A 12,587-nucleotide genomic window follows, 5' to 3' on the forward strand; every position below is an offset into this window, starting at 1 on the left:
GCTGATTTATCAGCGTATTAGAACCCACTCAACCACTGCGCTGCCCATTGAGACTGAAGTCTCTAATGGGAATACGGCAAGCACTATGGTGCCTTGCCTAAACGTTACAGTTATAAATGAATAAAAGCTAGGCTTGCTTAGCCTAGCTTTTTCAAAAAGATTAGAAAGGAAATGATTATGGCTAATCATCGTGTTGATCGTGTTGGTATGGAAATCAAACGCGAAGTTAATGAAATTTTACACAAAAAAGTTCGTGACCCACGTGTTCAAGATGTGACAATTACTGATGTTCAAATGCTTGGAGACCTTTCAATGGCTAAAGTGTATTACACAATTCACTCTGAACTTGCATCAGATAATCAAAAAGCACAAATTGGTCTTGAAAAAGCTAAAGGTACAATCAAACGCGAACTTGGTCGCAACTTGACAATGTACAAAATTCCAGATTTGACATTCATTAAAGATGAATCAATCGAATACGGAAATAAAATCGATCAAATGCTTCGTGATTTGGAAGCTAAAAAATAAATTTTAGTTAACTTGAATTTTATACGAGAAAGGTCTGCCACTTGGCAGGCCTTTTTTTGGTGTGATATAATGAAAGTGTTTTAGCGAGGAATATTGAGAAGATGAAAATTACGGTTTATTTGGGGTCAAGTTTTGGGAATGATCCGATTTATAAGAAAAATATCATTGAATTAGGTCACTGGCTAGCTAAGCAGAAGCATCAATTAGTTTATGGTGGCAGTAAAGATGGTCTAATGGGCGTTTTGGCAGATACGGTTTTAGCTGATGGCGGAGAGGTTTATGGCATTATTCCGCTTGATTTTAAAAAGCGTGAAAAAGCTCATTTGCATTTAACAGAGCTAACTTTGGTGGCTGATATGGATGAGCGTAAGCGACTCTTAATGGATAATGGGGAGCTTTTTTTGGCTTTTCCAGGTGGTCCCGGAACCCTTGAGGAAATTGTCCAAGCTTTTTCTTGGGCACGCATTGGGTTGCATCATAAGCCTTGCCTTTTTCTTAATTTGAATGGTTATTATAACCCTCTCAAAGACCTTTTTGGCCAAATGGTGACTACGGGATTTTTGAGACAAGAAGACCGCGATAAGGCCATTTTTGTAGATGATTTAAAGGCTCTGCAAGAATTTGTAAAAGCTTATCAAAGCGAGGAAAAATAATGAATCTTAAAGCTTTATTTGCAAGCGATAAAGAGTTGATAGCGATTTTAACCATAATAGCTGAGCTTGAGCTGCCAGATGCTTGGCTAGCTGCGGGGACACTTCGTAATTACGTTTGGAATGCCTTATCAGGAAAGCCGGGTTTGTCGGATGCAAGTGATTTGGATCTTGTTTTTTATGACCCTGAGATAACTTATGAGAAGACTCAAGCTATTCAAGAACAGCTTCAAGCGGCTTACCCTAGTTATCAATGGGAAGTCAAAAATCAGGTCTTTATGCATGGTCATAGTCCGCACACAGCCCCTTATCAAAATGCTAGAGATGCTATCAGTAAATACCCAGAACGCTGTACAGCTATAGCAGCACGTTTAAAAGATGGAGATTTGGAGTTATTTTTGCCTTATGGCGAAGATGATATTGTTAATTTTGTCGTCCAACCCACTCCACATTTTTTAGCTGATAAAGAACGTATGGTAATTTATCATGATCGCTTGAAAAAGAAAGATTGGCAAAAGAAATGGCCGCACTTGCAAATTCTAGCGTAAAGAACTAGAATGAAGGTGTAAAGTCTCTTCTAAATTACTCAGAACACAAAGTTATTTGTGTTTAAAGTCCGAAATGTTAGGTTTCGGGCTATTTTTTTGCAGTTATAGTTGACAAATGTAGACGATAGAAATATAATAAATTTACAAATGTAAACCAAAAAAGATATTTAGAAAGGAATACTATGTCAATTTCAAAATCAGAATGGGAGATCATGCGCGTGATTTGGACCAAAGATGCGGCAACGAGTGGTCAGATTCTTGATATTCTAGGTGAAAAAAATAGCTGGACAGCCTCAACGGTTAAGACTTTTTTGAAACGTCTAGTTGATAAAGGTTATTTGACAAGAAAAAGGTCTGGTAAAGCTTTTCTCTACTCAAGTCTCTTGTCTGAGCAAGAAGCCATGAACCAGCAAGCTGATGATTTATTTGACAAATTTTGTCAGCGCAAGCACAAGACTATTCTTGAACATTTGCTAAAAGAAACGCCAATGACACTTTCTGACATTGCTGATTTACAAGCTCTGCTATCATCCAAAGAAAAAGAAGCTTTGGATGAAGTACCGTGTAATTGTATTCCTGGACAATGTCGTTGTAAAGAACACCTTGGTCTTTAATGGTTGATTTGTGAGATTTCTGATAGGAAGGTATCTTATGGAAAAAGAAGAAGTCTTTGTCATTGACGGTATGACTTGTGCGGCTTGTGCTTTAACCGTCGAGAATGCTGTCAATAAAATAGATCATGTTGATTCGGCGGTTGTTAATCTGACAACAGAGAAGATGACTGTACGCTACAATCCTGACTTAGTCAGTGAAGCTGAGATTGAAAAAGCTGTTGTGGATGCTGGGTATGGCGCTTGTGTCTTTGACCCAACAACAGCTAAAAGTCAATCAGAACGCCAGAGCGAAGCCACTCAAAACATGTGGCATAAGTTTTTGTGGTCTGCGGCTTTTGCGATTCCCTTGCTTTATCTCTCGATGGGCAGCATGATGGGTTTGTGGGTGCCAAAGGCTATTGGCATGAGTGAGCATCCTTTGATTTTTGCGCTGGTTCAGCTTGCATTGACTTTACCAGTCATGTACTTTGGACGCCGTTTTTATGTTAATGGTTTTCGTGCTTTGTTAAAAGCGCATCCTAATATGGATTCTTTAGTCGCTCTGGCAACGAGCGCAGCATTTCTTTATAGTCTTTACAGCACTTACCACATTGCCTTAGGCCATGTGCATCACGCGCATATGCTTTATTTTGAGTCTGTTGCTGTGATTTTGACCTTGATTACCTTGGGAAAATATTTTGAAACCTTGTCGAAAGGTCGAACATCCGATGCCATCCAAAAATTATTAACTTTATCTGCTAAAGAGGCGACTCTTATCCGTGATGGAGCTGAGCAGACAATCTCAATTGATCAGGTTCAAGTAGGTGACCTTATCTTGGTCAAGCCAGGTGAAAAAATTCCTGTTGATGGTTATGTGGTGTCAGGACATTCGGCTATCGATGAATCAATGTTGACGGGTGAAAGTATTCCAGTAGAGAAAGTGGCAGATGATAAGGTATTTGGTGCTTCTATTAATGGACAAGGTTCGCTAACTATTCGAGCTGAAAAAGTCGGTGACGAAACGCTTTTAGCACAGATTGTTAAATTGGTAGAAGATGCTCAACAAACTAAAGCGCCTATCGCCAAGATTGCTGATAGGGTTGCTGGGGTTTTTGTGCCAGCAGTTATGACTATTGCTTTGCTCACTTTCTTATTCTGGTATTTTGCCAAGGGCGAAAGTTTCGTCTTTGCCCTCCAAGTCGCTATCGCCGTTTTGGTGATTGCTTGTCCATGTGCTCTTGGACTTGCCACACCAACAGCCATCATGGTCGGAACTGGTCGAGGCGCTGAAAATGGGATTCTTTACAAACGTGGTGATGTCCTTGAAAATGCTCATCATATTGATACCATGGTCTTTGATAAGACAGGAACCATCACGCAAGGAAAACCACAAGTTGTTGATATTATTGCCTATCACGGTGACGAAAGTAAGCTACTTGGCCAGGTTGCATCTATTGAAAAATATTCAGAACACCCACTTAGTCAGGCGATTGTGGAAAAAGCTAGCGCTGAAAAACTTGTTTTAGCAGAAGTTGAAAATTTCACTTCTCTAACAGGACGAGGGTTACAAGCTGACCTTGCTGGACAGACCATTTACGTTGGTAACCGCAGGTTGATGGAAGAGTTACAAGTAGACTTGACCGCAAGTGAAACAGCGGTGCTGGCTGCGACCCAAAAAGGTCAAACTCCGATTTACATCTCGGCTAATGGACAACTGCTAGGAGTGATTACTGTAGCCGATTTATTAAAAGCAGACAGCAAGGAGACCGTCGCCAAATTGCAAAGTCAAGGCATTGATGTTGTTTTATTAACAGGAGACAACAGCAAAACTGCGCAAGCTATTGCCAAACAAGCCGGCATTAAGACTGTGATTAGCGAAGTCTTGCCTGACCAAAAAACACAAGCTATCAAAGACTTGCAGAGCCAAGGAAAAATGGTCGCTATGGTCGGTGATGGCATTAACGATGCACCAGCGCTAGCAGTAGCTGACATTGGGATTGCAGTAGGTTCAGGAACTGATATTGCTATCGAGTCAGCAGATATTATTCTGATGAAACCAGAAATTTCTGATGTTCTAAGAACTTTAAGCATCAGTCGTTTGACGATTAAAGTGGTTAAGGAAAATCTCTTCTGGGCATTCATCTACAATATTCTGGCGATTCCAGTTGCAATGGGAGTCTTGTATCTCTTTGGTGGGCCTTTGCTTAATCCAATGATTGCAGGACTTGCTATGGGCTTTAGTTCAGTGTCAGTGGTTCTAAATGCCCTTCGCTTAAAATACATGACATTAAAATAAAGGAGTTTCTCATGGAAAAAACATATGAAGTAACAGGCATGAAATGCCAAGGTTGTGTCACAAAAGTGACTGAAAAATTATCAGCTGTTCCTGGCGTGAAAGCTGTTGACGTTGATTTAGAGAAAAAACAAGCCACTATCACAGGACGTCCATTTAAGTTCTTTTTAAAACGTGCGCTTAAAGGAACAAAATTTAACCTCGGAAAAGAAATTAAGTAAAATTTAGAAAAACAGAGCTTGCTCTGTTTTTTTACTTCTTTAAAAATGATAAACTAGTCTAGTAAGAAAAAATATAGTTTGGAATCAAAATGACGATGAATGTTTGGGATTTATTGAGTATCATTGGTTCTATCGCCTTTGCTTTATCTGGAGCAATCGTCGCGATGGAAGAAGATTTTGACATACTTGGGATTTTTATCCTTGGTTTTGTGACTGCCTTTGGTGGCGGAGCTATTCGTAATCTTTTGATTGGTTTGCCGATTAGCGCCCTCTGGTCTCAGAGTCAGTGTTTTTATTTTGCCTTGGCAGCCATGTTATTTATCATGGTATTTCCAAATATCATTACTCACAAAGGTTGGCGAAAAGCAGAAGTCTTGACGGATGCTATTGGTCTTGCGGCTTTTAGTGTTCAAGGAGCCATGTATGCTGTTAAACTTCATCAACCTTTAAGCGCTGTGATTGTCGCAGCTGTTTTGACTGGTGCAGGTGGCGGGATTGTCCGAGATATCTTAGCTGGTCGAAAACCAAGTGTGCTTAGAAGTGAAGTATACGCTGGTTGGGCAATTTTAGCGGCGCTTGCGATTTATTTTAAAATCGTTCATAATGATCCAGGCTATTATGTATTAGTTTTAATTCTGACAATCTTACGTATGATAGGCTACTGGCGTCAGTGGCATTTGCCAAAAATTAAACGGAAGGTCACTAAAAATGATTAAATTAATTGCAATCGATTTAGATGGAACATTACTTAATTCAGATAAAAAAATTCCTGAAGAAAATGTCAAAGCAATCCAAAAAGCGGCACAAGCAGGGGTTAAAATTGTTCTTTGTACAGGACGTCCAAAATCAGGAATTCTTCCATTTTTTGAAAAATTGGGCTTGGATGATGAAGAATATATCATCATGAATAATGGTTGCACCATTTACAATACCAAAAATTGGGAACTTGTTTTTCATGCTCAAGTCACAAATGAAGAGCTAGATAAATTGAATGAAGCTGTTGCTAATTACCCAGATGTTTGCTTAACCTTGACAGGTGAAAAACATTATTACGCTGTAGGTGAAGAAGTTCCAGAACTTGTCCAATACGATGCTGGTCTTGTCTTTGATACCGCTCATGCAGTCACACTTGATGAGATGAAGGCGACAGACGAAATCATCTTTCAAGCTATGTACATGGCAAAAGCGCCACAATTAAATCCATTTCAAGAAGCAAAAGAAACAGCTCTGGCTAAAGAATTTAGTGTGGTTCGTAGCCAAGAATATATCTTTGAAGCTATGCCAAAAGGCTACACTAAAGCAACAGCGCTTAAAGCTTTGTCAGAAAAACTTGGCTTCTTACCAGAGCAAGTCATGGCACTTGGCGATGCTGCCAACGACCTTGAAATGCTTGAATTTGCTTATCATAGCGTTGCTATGGGAAATGCGACAGACGAAGTCAAATCTATTTGCCGCTACGAAACAACAACTAATGACAATGCCGGAGTAGCTCAGGCTATTTACGATTATGTCTTGAAATAATAAAAATACCGACCTAATTGTGGTCGGTATTTTCTTCTTATAAGAAAAGTGGCAAACCGATTGCAGCTACTTCCTCAGCAGGGATACGCATGTCATCAGCTACCCAGTTTGAAAGAACTGAGATGATGGCGTTACTCCAGAAAGAATTTGTGTAGCGTGAATCATGTTTTTTCTTGAACCTTTGGTAAGCTTTTAATCGTTTAGAGACGATGCCCGTCAAGAGTTTTTCAAGGTGTTGTTCAAAAATTAAGCCAAGAACTTGTGCCTCTTTTTTGGCTTCATTCAGAATGAAAAGCCAAGCTTGGGAGAGCTGACTTTTCAAATCAAATGCTTTGAGACCACGAAAAATGCGACGAACGATTTGGGTTAGAATAGACTCTAAAATAGCTTCTTTAGACTTATAATTACGGTAGAAAGCGTTGCGTGAGACACCTGCTTTAGCAACGAGTTCAGAGATAGTAATTTGGCTCAAGGTTTTCTTTTCAAGAAGGAGCAAAAGTGCAGTTTCTAGCGCTTCACGTGTCAATTTTCGTGATTCTTTATTAGAAACTTTCAAATTTTGCAAGGACTTTTTTGAAATTGTCTTTTCCGTCATGACAAAACCCTCTTACTTGTGACATCTGATTGTTTTTAATACTAAGATAAAGGCATTAATGATATAATTTTAGGTGAAAATAGTTTGTTTGTCAAATGAATTTAAATCTCGAATGGATTGGAGGAAATAGATATGACTTGGAAAATTGTGACTGATTCAGGTTCTGACCTTCGACGTATTGAAGAGCTTGCAGAACACACAGAATTTCAAAATGTCCCACTAACAATTCAAATTGGTTCAGAAATTTTTGTGGATGATGAAGGATTAGACGTTGCTAATATGATGACAACCATGTACGCAAGTCCTGTTTCATCAAAATCAAGTTGCCCTAGCCCAGATGCTTTCTTACAAGCTTATCAAGGTGCTGAAAATGTTATTGCTATCACGATTACAGGTAATCTTTCAGGAAGTCAAAATAGTGCTCAGGTTGCAAAACACATGCTTTTGGAGGAGCATCCAAATGTCAATGTTCATGTTATCGACTCTTTGTCTGCAGGTGGTGAGATTGATTTAATCGTTGAAGAATTAAATCGTTTGATTGCTAAAGGACTAAGCTTTGATGAAGTGGTCGAAGCTATCACGACTTATCAAGAAAAGACAAAATTGTTGTTTGTTTTGGCACGTGTGGATAACCTTGTCAAAAATGGACGTTTGAGTAAGCTAGTCGGGAAAGTTGTTGGACTTTTGAACATTCGCATGGTTGGTAAGGCAAGTGACGAAGGAAAATTGGAACTCCTTCACAAAGCGCGTGGTCAAAAGAAAGCCGTTCAAGCAACCGTTGAGGAAATGCTCAAAGAAGGTTACCAAGGTGGCAAGGTTATGATTGCTCACGCAAATAACGAAAAAGCTTGTCAACAATTGAGTGACAAAATCAAAGAAAAATACCCACAAGCTGATGTTCGCTTTATCCCCGCATCAGGTCTTTGCAGCTTTTACGGTGAAGATGGCGGTATTTTATTAGGATACGAAACAGTGTAAGTCAATATAAAACTGCATGAGTATAACTCATGCAGTTTTTGCATATTGATGAAAAATCAAGACTTATTTTTCTTATGATTAAGTGAACTGTATTTTGAAATGGCTATTAAGGTCGTTAGTGTGATGACAACATCCATAAGTAAAGCAGGATAAGCTTTGATGGTGAAATCGTAAAAAGACCACAGTAGCATATTTTCAACAGTAACCCAGCGTAGCCATTGCACTTTATCAGTTGCAAAAGAGACGATAGTATACGATACTGAAGAAATTAACGGAAGTAAGCCAATCAAACCAAGGTTGTTAAAATAAGTCCCCGCAGAAACTTGGATAATCACTAAAATAATGGTTGTGTAGATGGAATCCCAGTGTTTAATCATTAACGTGTTACGAATAATAGACACGCTGATAGAGATGGCGCCAGTGTAACCACCGAGTAAAAAATTAGCAATCATCGTAAAGAAATAATCCGATAATTGCCAAGTTAACATAGTTTTTTTCGTTTTAGCAAATGATGAAATGGCTAAGCAAGTTGCACCAATTGCTGAGAAGATAAATCCAATTGAAATCATTAATAGCTATAATAAGTGTAAGTACCATCAGTTGTAACTGATGTAGGAGTGCGAGAGGCATTGTTTGGGTCAATAGTAGACTCAGTTGTGCTGTCAGAAGATGCGGCAGTATCTGTAGTTGCTGTATTGGCAGCAGCAATAGCGTTAGAAACAGCATCAAGACGTGCTTGAAGTTGATCTTTAGTAGCTTGGTTAGTTAGCACATCAATCGCAGCTTGAGCAGCAGCGACATTGTCGCTTGTTTGATTGTCTTCAGCAGTTTTTACAGCATTTTCAGCATTTGTTTGATTTGTCACTTCAGCAGAAACAGCATCTAATTGAGATTGGAAATCTGTTTTCTTAGCTTCATCAGAGATTTTGTTGATAGCCGCTTGTGCATTTGTCACAGCTTCAGCAGATGGATTGGCTTGAGCAGCTGATAACAATTCTTGGGCTTTAGCTTCTAGGTCAGCTTGACTAGAAGAGGAAGAACTGATTGAGCTTTTTGGTTGTGAACTTGACGTATTAGTCTTTGTATTACCAAAGAAAAGGTAAATACCACCAGCAAAGGCAATTAAAATGATACTTAGAATAAAATAAGTAACTTCACTTTTTGAGGCTTTCATGAAAACTCCTTCTATAATAAAATAAATGCGATGTGATAAAGAAGTTGTTATCACATTTTTTGATAATAAACGTATTTAGTAGTATTCTGTGGCAAGCACAGCGTCCTTAACTATTATAACATATAAATGACAGCGCATTAATTTTTTTCTAAAAAGCTCCCTCAAATTTTAGTATTTTTATCATTTATGTTTAGAAATGGCTGCTAAAAGGTGCAAAATAGCTGCTTATCTTAAAAGAGTAGCATTTTTCAGTTAGTTATCAATTTAGAAAAAGCTTAAAAAACACTTGTTTGTTTTCTTTGAATACATTAAAATGGAAGTATCGGGTTTTTCCGGTAAAATTATAATATTTGAGGATAAGACTGTGTCAGTAAATTGGCAAGAAATTGCTTTTGGTTTTTTTGGAGGTCTAGGACTCTTTCTCTTCAGTATTAAATATATGGGAGACGGTCTACAACAGGCTGCAGGAGACAGACTTCGTTTTTATATCGACAAATATACGAGTAATCCTTTCTTAGGAATTCTTGTTGGTTTAGCCATGTCAGCTCTAATCCAATCAAGTTCAGGGGTAACAGTTATCACTGTTGGTCTTGTGTCAGCAGGACTTTTAACCTTGCGACAAGCGATTGGTATTGTCATGGGAGCCAATATCGGGACGACTGTAACGTCCTTTCTGATTGGTTTTAATTTGGGTGACTATGCGCTCCCAATGATTTTTATTGGTGCCGCTTTGTTATTCTTCACGTCAAACCGACGTTTGAATAATATCGGACGTATCATCTTTGGTGTTGGAGGAATTTTCTTCTCACTTAACATCATGGGTGATGCTATGGGACCTTTAAAAACTGTTCCAGCCTTTCAGGATTATTTAGCAACCTTAGGTGACAAACCGATTATGGGTGTTTTGATTGGGACTGGCTTGACCATGCTTATCCAATCATCAGCTGCCATTATTGGTATTTTGCAAGGGTTATATGCAGGTCATTTGCTTGACCTTCAAGGCTCAATTCCTATTCTTTTAGGAAGTAATATCGGTACTTGTATCACAGCCGTGCTAGCAGCGATTGGTTCAAATATCGCAGCCAAACGTGTGGCTGGAGCTCACGTTCTCTTCAACGTTGTCGGAACAGTGCTCTTTATGATTCTTTTGGTGCCATTTACTAGCTTGATGCAATGGATGGAAGTTCATTTTAAATTGACACCAGCCATGACGGTTGCCTTTGCCCACGGAACATTTAACATTACAAATACCATCTTGCTCTTCCCATTCATTGGAACATTGGCATTTGTTGTGACAAAATTAATTCCTGGTGAAGATGAAGCTGCTAAATACAAAGCTATTTACCTTGATAAGATTATTCTAAAACAAGCGCCAGCTATTGCCCTTGGTAATGCTAAAAAACAATTGATTCACTTGGGTGCCTTTGCCACACAAGCCTTTGAAGCAGCATTCTTGTTTGTTGAAACATGTAATGAAAAATACGCTGATAAGACACAAAAATTTGAAGATACTATCAATAATGTCGATGAAGAATTGACTAAATATTTGATTGATCTTTCAAGTGAACAATTGAATCAACATGAAAGTGAAATTTTATCAAGTATCTTAGATTCATCACGTGACTTGGAACGTATCGGTGACCACAGTATCAGCTTGGTTCACTTGATGGAGCACAATATTTCAAAAGATATTACTTTCTCTCCAGTTGCTGTTCAAGAAATCGATCAACTTTACCATGAAACACATCGTATGATTTTGGATTCATTGAAAGTTGTTATCGATAACGACCTACCTTTGGCAAATGAGTTGGTAGATCGTCATAAAGATATCGCTCATTTGGAACGTCGCATCCGTAAGAACCATATCAAACGCATGAACAACGGTGAATGTACACCACTTGCAGGGGTTAACTTCATCGACCTGATTACACCATGTACACGTATCACAGATCACGCTCTGAACCTGGTCGAAAAAGTACTTGAAAATCAAATTTAATCATACATGTAACACCTTTGAACTTTTTTGGTTTGAAGGTGCTTTTTTGAATACCAATTTAGAATTGGTCTAATTTTGGTATATACCATTTACAAAAAAGCGCTTTTATTTTATAATATAAGCATGGAGGCGATTCAAATGACAAAATATATCAAAGCAGATGAATTTTACTATCCTTACCATGTTAAAGGTGCAGGTTACCTTGCTATCGAAGGCGATTCTTTTGGTGATTGGCAAGCAGAAGCACCGCATGGCGCAGACATTATAGATTATACAGGTTTTAGTGTGGCACCTGGTTTAGTAGACACACATATCCATGGCTTTGCTGGTGTTGATGTCATGGACAATCATCAAGAGGTTTTTGAAACAATGAGTAAGGCTCTTTTGGGAGCTGGTGTTACAAGCTTTTTACCAACAGCTTTGACAGCATCATTTGAGACATTAGATGATATTTGTCGTACGGCAGCTGATTTTGCTGGTAAAGAAAGCGGTGCGCGTATCCAAGGACTTTTCTTTGAAGGACCTTATTTTACAGAAAAATACAAAGGGGCTCAAAACCCGTCTTATATGAAAAATCCTTCAACAGCAGAACTTGATCAATGGCTTGAAAGTTCAAAAGGATTATTGAAAAAAATTGCTTTAGCACCTGAACGAGACGAAGTCGAAGACTTTATCGATTATGCGACTCGTAAAAATGTGATTGTAGCTCTAGGACATTCAGATGCTACTTACCAGCAAGCAGCGCAAGCAGTCGAAGCAGGGGCATCTGTTTGGGTTCATGCTTATAATGGTATGCGTGGTCTTAATCACCGTGAGCCAGGAATGGTCGGTGCGGTTTACGAACTACCAAATACCTATGCTGAGTTGATTTGTGATGGGCATCATGTGCATCCATCAGCATGTGATATTTTGATGCATCAAAAAGACCACGAACATGTTGTTTTGATTACGGATTGCATGAGTGCTGGTGGTCTTGAAGATGGTGATTATATGCTCGGAGAATTTCCTGTTATCGTTGAAAAAGGAACAGCACGTTTGAAATCAAACGGTGCCCTTGCAGGCTCTATTCTTCAGTTGAAGGATGCTGTTAAAAATGTGGTTAATTGGGGAATTGCCTCAAAAGCGCAAGCTATTAGCATGGCAAGTCTCACAGCAGCAATCTCAGTTGGCATTGACGATAAATGCGGTCAAATCAAAAAAGGACACAAAGCTGATTTTATCGTTCTAGACAAAGACCTTGATTTACGAGCAACATACCTAGGCGGACAAGAAGCCTGGAAAGCGTAATAGACTAAAAGTTGAATTTACAGTAGTAGATTCAGCTTTTTTGATATTTACTAGACACTCAAATGCATTTGTGCTAAAATAGCTGGTAAAGAGAGAAAGCCTCATGGTGTTTCTTAGCGAGTCCGAGGTGGTGGAAGTCGGATGAAACTGAAGTGAGTCGCTGGCGCTTTCGCTTAGCTAGGCTAAGTTAAAATCAGATAAAT

At 38.8% G+C, this 12,587-nt stretch carries 14 protein-coding genes; 11 read left to right on the forward strand and 3 right to left on the reverse strand.

The features are described from left to right. The first annotated feature begins 177 nt into the window (after positions 1-177). The 8 genes from rbfA to BMX18_RS07965 all read left to right on the forward strand — a co-directional run bounded on the left by rbfA (position 178) and on the right by BMX18_RS07965 (position 6,354). The gene (gene rbfA, locus BMX18_RS07930; RefSeq protein WP_003067449.1) at positions 178-528 is read left to right on the forward strand and encodes a 30S ribosome-binding factor RbfA; all 351 of its coding nucleotides are present in this window, start codon (positions 178-180) and stop codon (positions 526-528) included. Positions 529-629: 101 nt separating this feature from the next. Next, a complete protein-coding gene (locus tag BMX18_RS07935) occupies positions 630-1,181 on the forward strand; it encodes an LOG family protein (protein WP_093815982.1) in 552 nt (183 codons plus the stop codon). Continuing rightward, on the forward strand, positions 1,181-1,726 hold the full coding sequence (locus BMX18_RS07940; protein WP_074603697.1) for a nucleotidyltransferase family protein: 546 nt from the start codon (positions 1,181-1,183) through the stop codon (positions 1,724-1,726). Before BMX18_RS07935 ends, BMX18_RS07940 begins: the two co-directional genes overlap by 1 nt. Positions 1,727-1,908: 182 nt before the next feature. Then, a complete protein-coding gene (locus BMX18_RS07945) occupies positions 1,909-2,340 on the forward strand; it encodes a CopY/TcrY family copper transport repressor (protein WP_074603695.1) in 432 nt (143 codons plus the stop codon). 37 nt (positions 2,341-2,377) lie between these two features. After that, entirely contained in the window at positions 2,378-4,615 is a 2,238-nt protein-coding gene (locus tag BMX18_RS07950; RefSeq protein WP_093815984.1) for a heavy metal translocating P-type ATPase, read from the forward strand. An 11-nt stretch (positions 4,616-4,626) separates the two neighbouring features. Further along, positions 4,627-4,833: a heavy-metal-associated domain-containing protein gene (locus tag BMX18_RS07955; RefSeq protein ID WP_074603690.1), complete on the forward strand. Its 207-nt coding sequence runs from the start codon at positions 4,627-4,629 to the stop codon at positions 4,831-4,833. An 89-nt stretch (positions 4,834-4,922) separates the two neighbouring features. Beyond that, positions 4,923-5,549: a trimeric intracellular cation channel family protein gene (locus tag BMX18_RS07960; protein ID WP_039695927.1), complete on the forward strand. Its 627-nt coding sequence runs from the start codon at positions 4,923-4,925 to the stop codon at positions 5,547-5,549. Then, the gene (locus tag BMX18_RS07965; RefSeq protein WP_074603688.1) at positions 5,542-6,354 is read left to right on the forward strand and encodes a Cof-type HAD-IIB family hydrolase; all 813 of its coding nucleotides are present in this window, start codon (positions 5,542-5,544) and stop codon (positions 6,352-6,354) included. Before BMX18_RS07960 ends, BMX18_RS07965 begins: the two co-directional genes overlap by 8 nt. Before the next feature lie 37 nt (positions 6,355-6,391). Here the strand turns inward: BMX18_RS07965 and BMX18_RS07970 are convergent, their stop codons facing one another. Further along, positions 6,392-6,949 (reverse strand): TetR/AcrR family transcriptional regulator, encoded by a 558-nt coding sequence (locus BMX18_RS07970; protein ID WP_039695925.1) that lies wholly within the window; start codon positions 6,947-6,949, stop codon positions 6,392-6,394. Positions 6,950-7,081: 132 nt separating this feature from the next. Here BMX18_RS07970 and BMX18_RS07975 point away from each other — a divergent pair, with 132 nt between their 5' ends. Then, positions 7,082-7,927 carry a DegV family protein gene (locus BMX18_RS07975; RefSeq protein WP_093815986.1) on the forward strand — a complete coding sequence of 282 codons (846 nt, stop codon included), beginning with the start codon at positions 7,082-7,084 and terminating at the stop codon, positions 7,925-7,927. Between the two features lie 56 nt (positions 7,928-7,983). On the opposite strand, the gene BMX18_RS07980 is transcribed toward BMX18_RS07975, so the two are convergent. Both BMX18_RS07980 and BMX18_RS07985 read right to left on the reverse strand, forming a co-directional pair. After that, positions 7,984-8,493, reverse strand: coding sequence for a YgjV family protein (locus tag BMX18_RS07980; protein WP_093816018.1), 510 nt, complete (start codon positions 8,491-8,493; stop codon positions 7,984-7,986). A 2-nt stretch (positions 8,494-8,495) separates the two neighbouring features. Then, the gene (locus BMX18_RS07985; RefSeq protein WP_074565112.1) at positions 8,496-9,101 is read right to left on the reverse strand and encodes a peptidase; all 606 of its coding nucleotides are present in this window, start codon (positions 9,099-9,101) and stop codon (positions 8,496-8,498) included. Between the two features lie 364 nt (positions 9,102-9,465). Here BMX18_RS07985 and BMX18_RS07990 point away from each other — a divergent pair, with 364 nt between their 5' ends. Together BMX18_RS07990 and nagA are read left to right on the forward strand one after the other, a co-directional pair. Further along, entirely contained in the window at positions 9,466-11,097 is a 1,632-nt protein-coding gene (locus BMX18_RS07990; RefSeq protein ID WP_074565110.1) for a Na/Pi cotransporter family protein, read from the forward strand. 138 nt (positions 11,098-11,235) lie between these two features. Further along, positions 11,236-12,384 (forward strand): N-acetylglucosamine-6-phosphate deacetylase, encoded by a 1,149-nt coding sequence (gene nagA, locus BMX18_RS07995; RefSeq protein ID WP_093815988.1) that lies wholly within the window; start codon positions 11,236-11,238, stop codon positions 12,382-12,384. Positions 12,385-12,587: the final 203 nt, after the last annotated feature.

It is taken from the genome of Streptococcus sp. 45, from assembly GCF_900108865.1.
GTDB lineage: Bacteria > Bacillota > Bacilli > Lactobacillales > Streptococcaceae > Streptococcus > Streptococcus ruminicola.

Coding starts and splice junctions, on each gene's coding strand:
- rbfA (WP_003067449.1), top strand. CDS start 178: ATGGCTAATCATCGTGTTGATCGTGTTGGTATGGAAATCAAACGCGAA.
- BMX18_RS07935 (WP_093815982.1), top strand. CDS start 630: ATGAAAATTACGGTTTATTTGGGGTCAAGTTTTGGGAATGATCCGATT.
- BMX18_RS07940 (WP_074603697.1), top strand. CDS start 1,181: ATGAATCTTAAAGCTTTATTTGCAAGCGATAAAGAGTTGATAGCGATT.
- BMX18_RS07945 (WP_074603695.1), top strand. CDS start 1,909: ATGTCAATTTCAAAATCAGAATGGGAGATCATGCGCGTGATTTGGACC.
- BMX18_RS07950 (WP_093815984.1), top strand. CDS start 2,378: ATGGAAAAAGAAGAAGTCTTTGTCATTGACGGTATGACTTGTGCGGCT.
- BMX18_RS07955 (WP_074603690.1), top strand. CDS start 4,627: ATGGAAAAAACATATGAAGTAACAGGCATGAAATGCCAAGGTTGTGTC.
- BMX18_RS07960 (WP_039695927.1), top strand. CDS start 4,923: ATGACGATGAATGTTTGGGATTTATTGAGTATCATTGGTTCTATCGCC.
- BMX18_RS07965 (WP_074603688.1), top strand. CDS start 5,542: ATGATTAAATTAATTGCAATCGATTTAGATGGAACATTACTTAATTCA.
- BMX18_RS07970 (WP_039695925.1), bottom strand. CDS start 6,949: ATGACGGAAAAGACAATTTCAAAAAAGTCCTTGCAAAATTTGAAAGTT.
- BMX18_RS07975 (WP_093815986.1), top strand. CDS start 7,082: ATGACTTGGAAAATTGTGACTGATTCAGGTTCTGACCTTCGACGTATT.
- BMX18_RS07985 (WP_074565112.1), bottom strand. CDS start 9,101: ATGAAAGCCTCAAAAAGTGAAGTTACTTATTTTATTCTAAGTATCATT.
- nagA (WP_093815988.1), top strand. CDS start 11,236: ATGACAAAATATATCAAAGCAGATGAATTTTACTATCCTTACCATGTT.